At 53.6% G+C, this 15,406-nt stretch carries 13 protein-coding genes; 4 read left to right on the top strand and 9 right to left on the bottom strand.

Translation table 11 applies throughout. The annotated features are described in order from the left end of the window. The 4 genes from thiG to C3406_RS24885 all read left to right on the top strand — a co-directional run bounded on the left by thiG (position 1) and on the right by C3406_RS24885 (position 2,819). A complete protein-coding gene (thiG, locus tag C3406_RS24900; RefSeq protein WP_103825469.1) occupies positions 1-771 on the top strand; it encodes a thiazole synthase in 771 nt (256 codons plus the stop codon). Further along, positions 768-1,901, top strand: a complete 1,134-nt coding sequence (gene thiH / locus C3406_RS24895) for a 2-iminoacetate synthase ThiH (RefSeq protein WP_103825468.1) — start codon at positions 768-770, stop codon at positions 1,899-1,901. Before thiG ends, thiH begins: the two co-directional genes overlap by 4 nt. A gap of 291 nt (positions 1,902-2,192) precedes the next feature. Continuing rightward, complete coding sequence (locus C3406_RS24890) at positions 2,193-2,498, top strand: PTS sugar transporter subunit IIB (protein ID WP_103825467.1); 306 nt, start codon at positions 2,193-2,195, stop codon at positions 2,496-2,498. 3 nt (positions 2,499-2,501) lie between these two features. Next, a complete protein-coding gene (locus tag C3406_RS24885) occupies positions 2,502-2,819 on the top strand; it encodes a PTS lactose/cellobiose transporter subunit IIA (protein ID WP_039028884.1) in 318 nt (105 codons plus the stop codon). Positions 2,820-2,937: 118 nt separating this feature from the next. Here the strand turns inward: C3406_RS24885 and rpoC are convergent, their stop codons facing one another. From rpoC to C3406_RS24835, 9 genes are all read right to left on the bottom strand, one after another. Next, positions 2,938-7,161: a DNA-directed RNA polymerase subunit beta' gene (gene rpoC / locus C3406_RS24880; protein ID WP_103825466.1), complete on the bottom strand. Its 4,224-nt coding sequence runs from the start codon at positions 7,159-7,161 to the stop codon at positions 2,938-2,940. Positions 7,162-7,237: 76 nt separating this feature from the next. Beyond that, positions 7,238-11,266 (bottom strand): DNA-directed RNA polymerase subunit beta, encoded by a 4,029-nt coding sequence (gene rpoB / locus C3406_RS24875; protein WP_103177801.1) that lies wholly within the window; start codon positions 11,264-11,266, stop codon positions 7,238-7,240. Between the two features lie 318 nt (positions 11,267-11,584). Then, positions 11,585-11,950, bottom strand: a complete 366-nt coding sequence (gene rplL / locus C3406_RS24870; protein ID WP_103177800.1) for a 50S ribosomal protein L7/L12 — start codon at positions 11,948-11,950, stop codon at positions 11,585-11,587. A gap of 66 nt (positions 11,951-12,016) precedes the next feature. Further along, complete coding sequence (rplJ, locus tag C3406_RS24865; protein ID WP_004097644.1) at positions 12,017-12,514, bottom strand: 50S ribosomal protein L10; 498 nt, start codon at positions 12,512-12,514, stop codon at positions 12,017-12,019. Positions 12,515-12,803: 289 nt separating this feature from the next. Continuing rightward, positions 12,804-13,508 (bottom strand): 50S ribosomal protein L1, encoded by a 705-nt coding sequence (rplA, locus tag C3406_RS24855; RefSeq protein WP_103177798.1) that lies wholly within the window; start codon positions 13,506-13,508, stop codon positions 12,804-12,806. A 3-nt stretch (positions 13,509-13,511) separates the two neighbouring features. Further along, on the bottom strand, positions 13,512-13,940 hold the full coding sequence (rplK, locus tag C3406_RS24850; RefSeq protein ID WP_004097640.1) for a 50S ribosomal protein L11: 429 nt from the start codon (positions 13,938-13,940) through the stop codon (positions 13,512-13,514). Between the two features lie 154 nt (positions 13,941-14,094). Then, positions 14,095-14,640, bottom strand: a complete 546-nt coding sequence (nusG, locus tag C3406_RS24845) for a transcription termination/antitermination protein NusG (protein WP_003862341.1) — start codon at positions 14,638-14,640, stop codon at positions 14,095-14,097. A gap of 1 nt (position 14,641) precedes the next feature. Further along, a complete protein-coding gene (gene secE / locus C3406_RS24840; RefSeq protein ID WP_003862342.1) occupies positions 14,642-15,025 on the bottom strand; it encodes a preprotein translocase subunit SecE in 384 nt (127 codons plus the stop codon). 229 nt (positions 15,026-15,254) lie between these two features. After that, on the bottom strand, positions 15,255-15,406 hold a 152-nt coding region (locus C3406_RS24835; protein WP_001693259.1), incomplete at its 5' end, for an EF-Tu C-terminal domain-related protein.

Here is a 15,406-nt window from a genome sequence, read left to right as displayed (position 1 = left end):
ATGTTACGTATTGCTGATAAAACCTTTGATTCACATCTGTTTACCGGCACGGGAAAATTCGCCTCACCGCAGCTGATGGTGGACGCGATCCGGGAGAGCGGCAGCCAGCTGGTGACGCTGGCCATGAAGCGGGTCGATCTGCGTAATCACAACGACGCCATTCTGGCGCCGCTGCTGGAGGCGGGCGTCAGCCTGCTGCCTAATACCTCCGGCGCCAAAACCGCGGAAGAGGCGCTATTCGCGGCCCGGCTGGCGCGCGAAGCGCTGGGAACGCACTGGCTCAAACTGGAGATCCATCCCGACGCTCGCTGGCTGCTGCCCGATCCCATCGAGACGCTGAAAGCGGCAGAGATGCTGGTGAAAGAGGGGTTCACCGTGCTGCCCTACTGCGGCGCCGATCCGGTGCTGTGCAAGCGGCTCGAAGAGGCAGGCTGTGCGGCAGTGATGCCGCTCGGGGCGCCGATAGGCTCCAATCAGGGGCTGGAAACCCGCGCGATGCTGGAGATTATTATTCAGCAGGCAACCGTGCCGGTGATCGTCGATGCCGGGATCGGCGTACCCAGCCACGCCGCGCAGGCGCTGGAGATGGGTGCCGACGCCGTACTGGTCAACACCGCCATTGCGGTCGCGGACGATCCCGTCACGATGGCGCGGGCGTTTCGTCTGGCGGTGGAGGCTGGCGTGCTGGCACGCCAGTCTGGCCCCGGCGCCCGGAGCGTTGAAGCCCACGCCACCAGCCCGTTAACCGGCTTTCTGGAGGCGTTATCATGAAAACCTTTACCGATCGCTGGCGCCAGCTCGACTGGGACGATATTCGCCTGCGTATCAACAGTAAAACCCCTGCAGATGTGGAGCGAGCATTAAACGCCCGCCAGCTTATCCGCGAAGATATGATGGCCCTGCTCTCCCCCGCTGCCAGCGCCTGGCTGGAGCCGATGGCGCAGCGAGCCCAGCGGCTGACCCGCCAGCGCTTTGGCAACACGGTGAGCTTTTATGTTCCGCTTTATCTCTCCAACCTCTGCGCGAACGACTGCACCTACTGCGGCTTCTCCATGAGCAACCACATCAAGCGCAAGACGCTGGATGAAAACGAAATTGCCAAGGAGTGTGCCGCGATCCGCGAGATGGGTTTTGAGCACCTGCTCCTGGTCACCGGCGAACACCAGACCAAAGTCGGAATGGACTATTTTCGCCGCCATATCCCGGCGATTCGCCGCCAGTTCGCCTCGTTGCAGATGGAGGTTCAACCGCTGTCAGAGGCAGAGTATGGCGAACTGAAAACGCTGGGGCTGGATGGCGTACTGGTCTATCAGGAGACCTACCATGAGGCGGTGTATGCCCAGCACCATCTGAAAGGTAAAAAGCAGGATTTCTTCTGGCGGCTGGAGACGCCAGATCGACTGGGACGCGCCGGGATCGACAAGATCGGCCTCGGGGCGCTGACCGGTCTTTCCGACAGCTGGCGCGTCGACAACTTTATGGTGGCGGAACATCTGCTGTGGCTGCAGCAGCACTACTGGCAGAGCCGGTATTCAATCTCTTTTCCCCGGCTGCGACCCTGCGCCGGCGGGATCCAGCCCGCATCGATCATGGATGAACGCCAGCTGGTGCAGACCATCTGCGCGTTTCGTCTGCTGGCTCCGGAGGTGGAGCTGTCGCTCTCCACCCGGGAATCTCCCGCGTTTCGCGATCGCGTCATTCCCCTGGCGATTAACAACGTCAGCGCCTTTTCAAAAACCCAGCCCGGCGGCTATGCCGATGATCATCCCGAGCTGGAGCAGTTTGCGCCGCACGATAACCGTCGCCCGGAAGCTGTCGCCGAGGCGCTCAGTCTGCAGGGATTACAGCCGGTCTGGAAAGACTGGGACAGCTGGCTGGGACGCGCCTCGCAATCAGGCTGAAAAAAACGATAATCCGGTGAAGTTATTACGAGGCGTCACGTAACCTCATCAACGGGCCGTTGCTGTAACGCGCCCGGATTTTTTACGCTTGTTTCGTCAGCAGAGGATGCTGACCAGGGCGGAAAGCTTCTTCCTCGTTTCGCCCTGCCCTCCCCATTCTGTAACAGTTGTAACCGGTTTCAGAAAATGCAGGTTTCTTTGTGATGCTTCACACACAATCGCGGTAACGCGGTTGTCGTAACGGACAGTGCGGGATAATTATCAATAAACACATGTACATTGGGGCTGACTATGAAGAACATCGTTTTATGCTGTGCAGCGGGAATGTCCACCAGCATGCTGGTTCAACGCATGAAAGACGCCGCGCAGAAAAAAGGGGTCGACGTAACCATTAAAGCCGTACCGGTTGCTGAGTTTAAAGATGAAATCGCCGCAGCCGACATTATTTTGCTTGGCCCGCAGGTCAAATATGAACTGAATAATCTTCAGGCCCAGGCGGAACCGCTGGGTAAGAAGGTCGCGGTTATCGACATGATGGATTACGGCATGATGAAAGGTGATGCCGTACTGGAAAAAGCCCTTAAACTGCTGGAGTGAACCATGGAAGATTTAGAAACGATCATTATGGAATTGCTGGTGAATGCCGGTGCAGCCCGTAGCTCAGCATTAACCGCGCTGCAGATGGCGCGTAAAGGTGATTTTGCCGAGGCTGAAAAAGCGATGGAAGAGTCACGGGAGTTCGTCAAACAGGCGCATTCTATCCAGACTAAATTGATTGGTCTTGATGAAGGCACCGGCAAGCTACCGGTAAATCTGATCACCGTTCACTCGCAGGATCACCTGATGAACGCGATGGTCATTCAGGATCTGGCCGGGGATATGATCGAGCTGTATCGCCGTTTGCCGCTGGTGAACTAACACCGAACCGTAGACCGGGTAAGCGTAGCGCCACCCGGCAACAATCGCACCAGACTCGCCGTACATCAGACAAAAAAAAACCCGCCGAAGCGGGTTTTTTAATGGGCTGACTTAAAGATTACTCGTTGTCAGAACCGCCCAGGCCTGCGTTCAGCAGCTCTGCCAGGCTGGCAGAGGCATCTTCAGCAGTTACCTGCGGTGCAGCAGGGATTTCGCCCGCTGCGCGACGGCGCATACGATCCTGGTGGTAGGCGTAACCGGTACCAGCCGGGATCAGACGACCCACGATAACGTTCTCTTTCAGACCGCGCAGTTCGTCGCGTTTGCCCGCAACGGCTGCTTCGGTAAGCACACGAGTGGTCTCCTGGAACGATGCCGCGGAGATGAAGGACTCGGTTGCCAGAGACGCTTTGGTGATACCCAGCAGATCGCGCGCGAAGGACGCACCGATTTTGCCATTCGCTTCCAGATCGCGGTTAGCAATCTTAACGCGAGAGTATTCAACCTGCTCACCTTCGAGGAAGTCGGAGCTACCGGCATTCACGATGGTGGCTTTACGCAGCATCTGACGAACGATAACTTCGATGTGCTTATCGTTGATCTTAACGCCCTGCAGACGGTAAACGTCCTGTACTTCGTTGGTGATATAACGCGTTACCGCGTGTACGCCACGAAGACGCAGAATGTCGTGCGGCGCTTCCGGACCGTCGGAAACCACGTCACCACGTTCTACACGTTCACCTTCAAACACGTTGAGCTGACGCCATTTTGGAATCATCTCTTCGTACGGATCGCTGCCATCCAGCGGCGTGATCACCAGACGGCGCTTCCCTTTGGTCTCTTTACCGAAGGAGATGATACCGCTGATTTCAGCCAGGATTGCCGGCTCTTTCGGACGACGTGCTTCGAACAGGTCCGCAACGCGTGGCAGACCACCGGTAATATCCTTGGTACCGCCGGATTCCTGAGGAATACGCGCCAGGGTGTCACCAGAGCTGATCTGTACGCCATCTTCCAGCTGAACAATCGCTTTACCTGGCAGGAAGTACTGAGCCGGCATATCGGTGCCTGGGATCAGAACGTCGTTGCCGTTAGCATCAACGATTTTCAGGGCCGGACGCAGATCTTTACCACCCGAGGTACGTTCTGCAGAGTCCAGAACCACCAGGGAAGAGAGACCGGTCAGTTCGTCGGTCTGACGAGTAATCGTCTGGCCGTCGATCATATCGGTGAAGCGAATGAAGCCCGCCACTTCGGTGATAACCGGCATGGTGTGCGGATCCCAGTTTGCTACGGTTTCGCCGCCTGCAACCTGCTCGCCGTCGCCTTTCGCCATCACAGCACCGTAAGGCACTTTATAGCTCTCTTTGGTACGACCGAATTCGTCGATCAGCTTCAGCTCGGTGTTACGGGAAGTGATAACCAGTTTACCGCTGGAGTTCACAACCGACTTCGCGTTGCTGAGCTTGATGCTACCTTTGTTTTTCACCTGGATGCTGGATTCAGCAGCCGCACGAGATGCCGCACCACCGATGTGGAACGTACGCATCGTCAGCTGTGTACCCGGTTCACCGATGGACTGTGCCGCGATAACACCGATTGCCTCACCTTTGTTGATGATGTGGCCACGCGCCAGGTCACGACCATAGCAGTGCGCACAAACACCAAAGTCGGTGTCACAGGATACAACGGAACGTACTTTCACGGAGTCAACAGAGTTCACTTCCAGCAGATCACACCACTGCTCGTTCAGCAGAGTGTTACGCGGAACCAGAATGTCTGCAGTGCCCGGCTTCAGAACGTCTTCAGCAGTCACACGACCCAGTACGCGATCGCGCAGCGGCTCTTTAACATCACCACCCTCGATAACCGGGGTCATGGTGATACCTTCGAGGGTGCCACAATCGTCTTCGGTAACAACCAGGTCCTGCGCAACGTCTACCAGACGACGCGTCAGATAACCGGAGTTAGCTGTTTTCAGTGCGGTATCCGCCAGACCTTTACGCGCACCGTGCGTGGAGATGAAGTACTGGAGTACGTTCAGACCTTCACGGAAGTTCGCGGTGATTGGCGTTTCGATGATGGAACCATCTGGCTTCGCCATCAGACCACGCATACCTGCCAGCTGACGAATCTGTGCTGCAGAACCACGCGCACCGGAGTCGGCCATCATGTAGATGCTGTTGAAGGAGACCTGCTGCTCTTCTTTACCTTCACGGTTGATTACCGTTTCAGTCTGCAGGTTGTCCATCATCGCTTTGGATACACGATCGTTCGCCGCTGCCCAGATATCGATAACTTTGTTATAGCGTTCGCCTGCGGTTACCAGACCAGACTGGAACTGCTCCTGGATCTCAGCAACTTCAGCTTCCGCTTCAGAGATGATCTCGTGTTTCTTCTCTGGGATGACCATGTCATCGATACCAACAGATGCACCTGAACGCGCTGCATATGCAAAGCCGGTGTACATTGTCTGGTCAGCGAAGATAACAGTCGGCTTCAGACCCAGAATGCGGTAACAGGTGTTCAGCATTTTGGAGATCGCTTTCTTACCCAGCGCCTGGTTGACGATGGAGAAAGGCAGTCCTTTCGGTACGATCATCCACAGAATGGCACGGCCAATGGTCGTGTCTTTCAGGCTGGTTTTCGCAACGAATTCGCCGTTTTCATCTTTTTCGTATTCAGTGATACGCACTTTAACGCGCGCATGCAGAGAGGCCAGGCCAGCGCGATAAATACGCTCAGCTTCTTTCGGGCCAGTCAGCACCATGCCTTCGCCTTTGGCGTTAACACAGTCACGGGTCATGTAGTACAGACCCAGTACAACGTCCTGAGAAGGAACGATAATTGGTTCACCGTTCGCTGGAGACAGGATGTTGTTAGTAGACATCATCAGCGCACGCGCTTCGAGCTGGGCTTCCAGCGTCAGCGGTACGTGAACAGCCATCTGGTCACCATCGAAGTCGGCGTTATAGGCCGCACAAACCAGCGGGTGCAGCTGGATAGCTTTACCTTCGATCAGTACTGGCTCAAATGCCTGGATACCCAGACGGTGCAGGGTTGGTGCACGGTTCAGCAGTACCGGGTGTTCGCGGATCACTTCGTCCAGGATATCCCAAACGACAGCTTCTTCACGCTCAACCATTTTCTTAGCGGCTTTGATGGTGGTGGCGAGGCCACGCAGTTCCAGCTTGCCGTAGATGAACGGTTTGAACAGCTCCAGTGCCATTTTCTTCGGCAGACCGCACTGATGCAGACGCAGGTATGGACCTACGGTGATTACAGAACGACCGGAGTAGTCAACACGCTTACCGAGCAGGTTCTGACGGAAACGACCCTGCTTACCTTTGATCATGTCGGCCAAAGATTTCAGAGGACGTTTGTTAGAACCGGTGATCGCACGACCGCGACGACCGTTATCCAGCAGGGCATCTACCGCTTCCTGCAGCATACGTTTTTCGTTGCGTACGATGATATCCGGCGCAGCCAGATCCAGCAGACGTTTCAGACGGTTGTTACGGTTAATGACGCGACGATAGAGATCGTTCAGGTCAGATGTCGCGAAACGACCACCATCCAGCGGAACCAGCGGACGCAGATCTGGCGGCAGAACCGGCAGAACGGTCAGGATCATCCACTCTGGTTTGTTACCAGACTGAACGAACGCTTCCAGCAGTTTGATACGCTTGGTCAGCTTTTTACGCTTGGTTTCGGAGTTGGTTTCGTTCAGCTCTTCACGCAGCTGCTCGCACTCCTGCTCCAGATCCATGCTCTTCAGCAGGGCCTGGATCGCTTCCGCACCCATCTTCGCGTCGAATTCGTCACCGAACTCTTCCAGCGCGTCCAGATACTGCTCTTCGGTCAGGATCTGGTTACGTTCCAGATTGGTCATGCCGCCTTCGATAACCACATAGGATTCGAAGTAAAGAACACGTTCGATATCGCGCAGCGGCATATCCAGCAGCAGGCCGATACGGGACGGCAGAGATTTCAGGAACCAGATGTGGGCAGTCGGAGACGCCAGCTCGATGTGGCCCATGCGCTCACGACGCACTTTAGTCTGGGTCACTTCAACGCCGCACTTCTCACAGATCACACCACGGTGTTTCAGGCGCTTGTACTTACCGCACAGGCACTCGTAATCTTTTACTGGCCCGAAAATACGCGCACAGAAAAGGCCGTCACGCTCAGGTTTGAACGTACGGTAGTTGATGGTTTCCGGCTTTTTAACTTCACCGAAAGACCATGAACGGATCATGTCTGGCGAGGCCAGAGCAATTTTGATCGCATCAAACTCTTCGGTTTTAGTTTGCGCTTTCAGAAACTTTAATAAGTCTTTCACGGATTTGCTCCCGTCGGAGTTAGCACAATCTGGTGTCGGGAGTTACCCCGACACCAGTGACCTGTTTGAGCGAGAGTTACTCGTCTTCCAGTTCGATGTTGATACCCAGCGAACGAATCTCTTTCAACAGTACGTTGAAGGACTCTGGCATGCCCGGTTCCATCTGATGGTTGCCGTCCACGATGTTTTTATACATCTTGGTACGACCGTTCACGTCATCAGACTTAACGGTGAGCATTTCCTGCAGGGTGTATGCTGCGCCGTATGCTTCAAGCGCCCACACTTCCATCTCCCCGAAGCGCTGACCACCGAACTGCGCCTTACCACCCAGCGGCTGCTGAGTAACCAGGCTGTAAGAACCGGTAGAACGCGCGTGCATCTTGTCATCAACCAGGTGGTTCAGTTTCAGCATGTACATGTAGCCAACGGTTACCTGGCGCTCGAACTGCTCACCGGTACGACCGTCGAACAGAGTGATCTGGCCAGAACTTGGCAGGCCACCCAGCTGTAACAGTTCCTTGATTTCAGACTCTTTCGCACCATCGAAGACTGGCGTTGCGATTGGCATACCCTTACGCAGGTTTTCAGCCAGACGCATCACTTCTTCATCGCTGAAGGTGTTCAGGTCGACTTTCTGGCAAACGTCGGTACCCAGATCGTACGCACGCTGGATGAATTCGCGCAGTTTCGCGACTTCCTGCTGCTGTTTCAGCATGGCGTTAATCTTGTCGCCGATACCTTTCGCAGCCATACCCAGGTGGGTTTCAAGGATCTGACCGATGTTCATACGAGACGGTACGCCCAGTGGGTTCAGTACGATGTCTACCGGCGTGCCGTTTTCATCGTAAGGCATATCTTCGATCGGGTTGATCTTAGAGATAACACCCTTGTTACCGTGACGACCCGCCATCTTATCACCAGGCTGGATCTGACGTTTAACGGCCAGATAAACCTTAACAATCTTCAGCACGCCCGGTGCCAGATCGTCGCCCTGAGTGATTTTGCGGCGTTTCGCTTCGAGTTTCTTCTCGAACTCGTGTTTCAGTTCGTCATACTGCTCAGCCAGCTGTTCCAGCTGATTTTGTTTCTCTTCGTCGGCCAGGCCCAGTTCCAGCCAGCGGTCACGCGGCAACTTGTCGAGCTTCTCAGCTTCAACACCACCGGAAACCAGCACCGCGTAGATACGACCAAACAGGCCAGCTTCAAGGATCTGCAGCTCTTCAGACAGGTCTTTCTTAGCCTGCTTCAGCTGCATCTCTTCGATTTCCAGCGCACGTTTGTCTTTTTCTACGCCATCGCGAGTAAAGACCTGTACGTCGATAACCGTACCGGAAACACCGTTTGGTACGCGCAGAGAGGAGTCTTTAACGTCAGACGCTTTCTCACCGAAGATCGCGCGCAGCAGTTTCTCTTCTGGCGTCAGCTGGGTTTCACCTTTCGGCGTTACCTTACCAACCAGAATGTCGCCGCCGGTCACTTCCGCACCGATGTAAACGATACCGGATTCATCCAGTTTGGAGAGCGCAGCTTCACCCACGTTAGGGATGTCAGCGGTGATCTCTTCTGGCCCCAGCTTGGTGTCACGGGAGACACAGGCCAGTTCCTGGATGTGAATAGTGGTGAAACGATCTTCCTGAACCACACGCTCAGAGACGAGGATGGAGTCTTCGAAGTTGTAACCGTTCCACGGCATGAACGCTACGCGCATGTTCTGACCGAGCGCCAGTTCACCGAGGTCGGTGGACGGACCGTCTGCCAGCACGTCGCCGCGCTCAACTGGCTCACCCAGAGATACGCAAGGCATCTGGTTGATACAGGTGTTCTGGTTAGAACGGGTGTATTTGGTCAGGTTGTAGATGTCGATACCCGCTTCGCCTGGGTACATCTCGTCTTCGTTAACTTTGATAACGATACGGGATGCATCCACGTACTGAACGGTACCGCCACGTTTAGCAACTGCAGTTACACCGGAGTCAACGGCAACAGCACGTTCCATACCGGTACCAACCAGCGGCTTATCAGCGCGCAGAGTCGGAACCGCCTGACGTTGCATGTTCGCACCCATCAATGCACGGTTGGCGTCATCGTGTTCCAGGAACGGGATCAGGGACGCACCGACGGAAACCACCTGCTGGGTGGAAACGTCCATGTAGTCAACCTGGTCGTTGCTGAACAAGCTGGATTCACCTTTGCTACGGCAGGTAACGAGGTCATCAACAAAGCGACCTTCTTCGTCCAGGTTGGTGTTCGCCTGGGCGATAACGTAGTTACCTTCTTCGATAGCAGACAGGTAGTGAATTTCGTCGGTTACAACACCGTCAGTCACTTTACGATACGGGGTCTCGAGGAAACCGTATTCGTTCGTCTGTGCGTACACGGACAGGGAGTTGATCAGACCGATGTTTGGACCTTCAGGCGTTTCGATTGGACATACGCGACCGTAGTGGGTCGGGTGTACGTCTCGAACTTCGAAGCCTGCGCGCTCACGGGTCAGACCGCCTGGGCCGAGTGCAGAGATACGACGTTTGTGCGTGATCTCAGACAGTGGGTTGTTCTGGTCCATAAACTGAGAGAGCTGGCTGGAACCAAAGAACTCTTTCACTGCTGCGGAGATCGGCTTGGCGTTGATCATATCCTGAGGCATCAGGGTATCCAGATCGCCCAGAGACAGACGCTCTTTCACCGCACGCTCTACACGTACCAGGCCAACGCGGAACTGGTTTTCCGCCATTTCGCCTACGGAACGGATACGACGGTTGCCGAGGTGGTCGATATCGTCCACTTCGCCTTTACCGTTACGGATATCGATGAGCTTCTTCATCACTTCGATGATGTCTTCTTTGCTCAGGATACCGGAACCTTCGATCGTGTCACGCAGCAGAGAACGGTTGAACTTCATACGACCAACCGCGGAGAGATCGTAGCGGTCTTCGGAGAAGAACAGGTTCTCGAACAGGCTTTCAGCCGCTTCGCGAGTTGGTGGCTCACCAGGGCGCATCATGCGGTAGATTTCTACCAGCGCGCTCAGACGATCGGTGGTTGGGTCGACACGTACGGTTTCGGACATGTACGGACCGTGGTCCAGATCGTTGGTGAACAGCGTTTCGATACGCTTGTGGCCAGACTGGCTCAGCTTAGCCAGCAGATCCAGGCTCAGCTCCATGTTCGCTGGGCAGATCAGCTCGCCAGTAGATGCATCAACGTAGTCTTTTGCTGCAACTTTGCCAGCAATGTACTCAACCGGAACTTCGATGTGTTTGATTTCATCTTTTTCCAGCTGACGGATGTGGCGCGCAGTAATACGGCGGCCTTTTTCCACATACACTTTGCCGTTGGCTTCGATGTCGAACGACGCGGTATCACCACGCAGACGCTCTGGCACCAGTTCCATTTGCAGCTTGTTGTCGCGAATTTCAAAGACAACTTTCTCAAAGAACAGATCAAGAATCTGCTCAGTGGTGTAGTTCAGCGCACGCAGAATGATGGTCGCAGGCAGTTTACGACGACGGTCGATACGGACAAACAGGTTGTCTTTCGGATCGAACTCGAAGTCCAGCCAGGAACCACGGTAAGGAATGATACGCGCGTTATACAGTACTTTACCGGAAGAGTGCGTTTTACCTTTATCGCTGTCGAAGAAGACGCCCGGGCTACGGTGCAGCTGGGAAACGATAACACGCTCAGTACCGTTGATAACGAAAGTACCGTTATCGGTCATGAGCGGAATTTCGCCCATGTAGACTTCTTGTTCTTTGATGTCTTTAACGGTGCCTTCCGGCGCTTCGCGCTCGTAGATCACCAGACGCAGTTTAACGCGCAGCGGTGCCGAGTAGGTCACGCCACGGATCTGACATTCCTGAACGTCAAATACCGGTTCGCCAAGGCGGTAGCTGACGTATTGCAGCTCGGAGTTACCGCTGTAGCTCTTAATCGGGAATACGGAACGGAAGGCTGCTTCCAGGCCGTACTGCCCTTCAGGATCTTGCTCGATAAACTTCTGGAACGAGTCAAGCTGGATAGAAAGGAGATATGGAATGTCCAGAACTTGTGGACGTTTACCAAAATCCTTACGAATACGTTTTTTCTCGGTATAGGAGTAAACCATAGGGTTCCTCAGCTCGCTGACAAGTCGACCCATCTGTCCATTGGCGGACAGTTTGTGCAACACCATTTTGTTGATCGGAAAATCGAACACTTTCCGCAATGCCTGTTGCTATCACGCTTAAACCATTTCATTGCGATTTACCCAGAGCGAGCACCCTGTCGCAGTATATTAAGTCGTCGATAGAAACAAGCATTGTCAGGACAACCAGCAGTCAAACAGTGTGAAACGCTACTGGCGCCTTACAGCGCAAAAAGGCTGGTGACCAAAAAGTCACCAGCCATCAGCCTAATTTCTCAGGCTGCAACCGGAAGGGTTGGCTTATTTAACTTCAACTTCAGCGCCAGCTTCTTCCAGAGATTTTTTCAGTGCTTCTGCGTCGTCTTTGCTCACGCCTTCTTTCAGCGCAGCTGGAGCAGATTCTACCAGGTCTTTAGCTTCTTTCAGACCCAGGCCAGTTGCAGCACGTACTGCTTTGATTACAGCAACTTTGTTCGCGCCAGCAGCTTTCAGAACTACGTCGAATTCAGTTTTTTCTTCAGCAGCTTCAACCGGGCCAGCAGCTACAGCTACAGCAGCAGCAGCGGAAACACCGAATTTTTCTTCCATTGCAGAGATCAGTTCTACAACGTCCATTACGGACATAGCGGATACTGCTTCAATGATTTGATCTTTAGTGATAGACATTTAAATTGTTCCTGAAAATCAGAATAAGTTTATACGTAAGCGAATACTTGATAAAGAGGACTGCTATTAAGCAGCTTCTTTCGCATCGCGAACAGCAGCCAGAGTGCGAACCAGTTTGCCAGCCGAAGCTTCTTTCATGGTTGCCATCAGGCGTGCAATTGCTTCTTCGTAGGTCGGCAGGGTTGCCAGGCGATCGATTTGCGATGCCGGGATCAACTCACCTTCAAAGGCTGCAGCTTTAACCTCAAATTTTGCATTCGCTTTCGCGAACTCTTTGAACAGACGAGCAGCAGCGCCCGGGTGTTCCATAGAGTATGCAATCAAGGTTGGACCAACAAACGTGTCTTTCAGGCACTCGAAAGGAGTACCTTCAACTACGCGGCGCAGCAGGGTGTTACGAACAACACGCATGTAAACGCCAGCTTCACGACCTGCTTTACGCAGTTCAGTCATTTTATCTACAGTAACGCCACGGGAATCCGCAACTACTGCAGACAGCGCGCCTTTGGCTACTTCGCTGACTTCAGCAACAATCGCTTGTTTGTCTTGAAGATTTAAAGCCATTAGCTTTGCTCCTGGATGTTTGCCAGGGCTCATGCCCTGGAACTCACTTCACTCTTCCCAACGGGAAGAGCGTCTAAATACGGTGAGCAGAAACAAGCCAGAGTATCAAAAAATAATCTTAGCGTTCTGTCACCGTCTACGCAGGGGATTAAGTCTCTTACGAAACACCTGCGGTCTTCGACGGAGGCCTGGATAGGCCAGGCTCCAACGAACAATTCGGTTACCCGCTAACCTGAGTTAGCAAACGTGGGCGAAGATTGTAGACAAATTCGCCGCCCACGTAAAGGTATTAGTTTGCAGCAGCGCTCAGGCCAGCCTGGTCAACTGCAACACCTGCACCCATGGTGGTGGAGATGCTAACTTTCTTGATGTACACGCCTTTCGCCTGAGTTGGTTTTGCTTTTTTCAGCGCAACCAGCAGAGCTTCCAGGTTTTCTTTCAGTTTGTCAGCGTCGAAGTCCACTTTACCGATGGTGGTGTGGATGATGCCGTTTTTGTCGTTACGATAACGAACCTGACCTGCTTTAGCGTTCTTAACCGCTTCAGCAACGTTAGGGGTTACAGTACCCACTTTCGGGTTTGGCATCAGGCCGCGTGGACCCAGAACCTGGCCCAGCTGGCCAACAACGCGCATTGCATCTGGAGATGCGATAACAACGTCAAAGTTCATTTCGCCTTTCTTGATCTGGTCAGCCAGATCTTCCATACCTACCAGCTCAGCGCCTGCAGCTTTAGCAGCTTCAGCGTTTGCGCCCTGGGCAAATACGGCTACGCGAACGGAACGGCCAGTACCGTGTGGCAGTACAGTTGCACCACGTACGTTCTGATCAGATTTACGAGCGTCGATACCGAGGTTTACAGCAACGTCAACGCTTTCAACGAACTTAGCGGTAGCCAGTTCTTTCAGCAGAGCGATAGCTTCGTTGATTTCGTACTGTTTGGTCGCATCAACTTTGTCACGGATCACGGACATGCGCTTGGTCAGTTTAGCCATTTCTTAGTCCTCCACTACCAGGCCCATGGAACGTGCAGTACCTTCGATGGAGCGAGTCATCGCTTCAATGTCGGAACCAGTCATGTCGGCAGCTTTGGTCTGCGCGATTTCCTGCAGCTGAGCGCGGGAAATTTTACCTACTTTGTCTTTGTTCGGCTTGCCGGAACCAGACTTGATACCAGCCGCTTTTTTCAGCAGAACTGCTGCCGGCGGGGTCTTGGTAACGAAAGTGAAAGAACGGTCAGCGTAAACAGTGATTACGACTGGGATTGGCAGACCTTTTTCCAGGGATTCGGTTTTTGCGTTGAACGCTTTACAGAATTCCATGATGTTCACACCCTGCTGACCCAGAGCTGGACCAACTGGTGGACTTGGGTTCGCCATACCAGCTGCAACCTGCAGCTTGACGTAGGCTTGTACTTTCTTAGCCATTCTAAAATCCTCTGATTGGGTTATAGCGCCTCAAGGAGGCTCCCCGTGATAAAATTCGTTTTACGGATTGCATCCATAAAAACAAAAGGCGCGAAATTGTATTCCAATCTCGCGCCCTGTGCAACGTTTAAATCGTCGCTTTTTTGATCGCTGCTTAGGCTTTTTCTACCTGAGCGAAGTCCAGCTCTACCGGGGTCGCACGACCGAAGATAGAAACAGAAACTTTCAGGCGGGACTTCTCGTAGTCCACTTCTTCAACCACACCGTTAAAGTCAGCAAACGGACCGTCATTAACACGTACCATTTCACCCGGTTCAAACAGCGTTTTCGGACGCGGCTTATCACCAACCTGCTGCAGGCGGTTCATAATCGCATCAACTTCTTTATCGCTGATTGGCGCCGGACGGTCAGACGTGCCGCCGATAAAGCCCATTACGCGCGGTACGCTGCGCACTAAGTGCCAGCTTGCGTCGTTCATCACCATCTGAACAAGCACGTAACCCGGGAAGAATTTGCGCTCGCTTTTGCGACGCTGGCCGCCACGGATCTCGACCACTTCTTCGGTCGGAACCATAACTTCACCAAACAACTCTTCCATGTTGTGTAATTTGATATGCTCACGCAGCGACGTTGCTACGCGGCCTTCAAAACCGGAAAACGCCTGAACGACGTACCAGCGCTTTTTAGGGGCTTCAGACATCTCAGAACCTCAGGCCAGTGATAAAGGATACCAGGCGAACCAGAATACCATCCAGTCCCCACAGGATCAGTGACATTACAGCGGTAACCGCAGCTACAATCAGCGTGGTGTGCAATGTTTCCTGGCGAGTCGGCCAAATGACCTTACGGACTTCCGTTCTCGCTTCGCGGGCAAAAGCGACGGTCGCTTTACCTTTGGTCGTCAACAGCGCGACACCACCCGCTGCAGCAATCAGAATTACCACTGCCAGCGCGCGTAGCGGCAGCATCATGTCACGATAAAGGTAGTTGCCCACGATTGCTACGATCAACAATACGGCTACTACTACCCATTTCATCGCTTCCAGGCCGCGCCCGCTCCCTTGAGCTTCGGTATTCGCACTCATAAACCAACCTGTCAGAAGTATTCTACAAACATTTTCACCCCGCGAGCGCGAGGCAAACCAAATCGAAATGCTAATTCGCTTTTCGGATTATACGCTCTCTGCAGAGCCTGTCTCAGCAATGATTATGACAAAAATAATCACTGATGAGCCAGGTTCTGATGTGAAAGCGTGCAAAAAGGGCATCAAATGATGCCCCTTTCATGCGCATTGCGTCAAATGTTATCAGCAATTAGCCGAGAACTTTAGCAACCACGCCCGCGCCAACGGTACGGCCGCCTTCGCGGATTGCGAAACGCAGACCATCGTCCATTGCGATTGGGTGGATCAGGGTAACAACCATTTTGATGTTGTCGCCTGGCATTACCATCTCAACGCCTTCTG

The organism is Leclercia sp. LSNIH8, assembly GCF_002920195.1.
GTDB lineage: Bacteria > Pseudomonadota > Gammaproteobacteria > Enterobacterales > Enterobacteriaceae > Enterobacter.
Note: the sequence above shows the minus strand (reverse complement) of the source record. Positions and strands in the feature narration are given on the sequence as shown.

Coding starts and splice junctions, on each gene's coding strand:
- rplA (WP_103177798.1), bottom strand. CDS start 13,508: ATGGCTAAACTGACCAAGCGCATGTCCGTGATCCGTGACAAAGTTGAT.
- rplK (WP_004097640.1), bottom strand. CDS start 13,940: ATGGCTAAGAAAGTACAAGCCTACGTCAAGCTGCAGGTTGCAGCTGGT.
- thiG (WP_103825469.1), top strand. CDS start 1: ATGTTACGTATTGCTGATAAAACCTTTGATTCACATCTGTTTACCGGC.
- nusG (WP_003862341.1), bottom strand. CDS start 14,640: ATGTCTGAAGCCCCTAAAAAGCGCTGGTACGTCGTTCAGGCGTTTTCC.
- C3406_RS24885 (WP_039028884.1), top strand. CDS start 2,502: ATGGAAGATTTAGAAACGATCATTATGGAATTGCTGGTGAATGCCGGT.
- secE (WP_003862342.1), bottom strand. CDS start 15,025: ATGAGTGCGAATACCGAAGCTCAAGGGAGCGGGCGCGGCCTGGAAGCG.
- rpoB (WP_103177801.1), bottom strand. CDS start 11,266: ATGGTTTACTCCTATACCGAGAAAAAACGTATTCGTAAGGATTTTGGT.
- thiH (WP_103825468.1), top strand. CDS start 768: ATGAAAACCTTTACCGATCGCTGGCGCCAGCTCGACTGGGACGATATT.
- rplL (WP_103177800.1), bottom strand. CDS start 11,950: ATGTCTATCACTAAAGATCAAATCATTGAAGCAGTATCCGCTATGTCC.
- rplJ (WP_004097644.1), bottom strand. CDS start 12,514: ATGGCTTTAAATCTTCAAGACAAACAAGCGATTGTTGCTGAAGTCAGC.
- C3406_RS24890 (WP_103825467.1), top strand. CDS start 2,193: ATGAAGAACATCGTTTTATGCTGTGCAGCGGGAATGTCCACCAGCATG.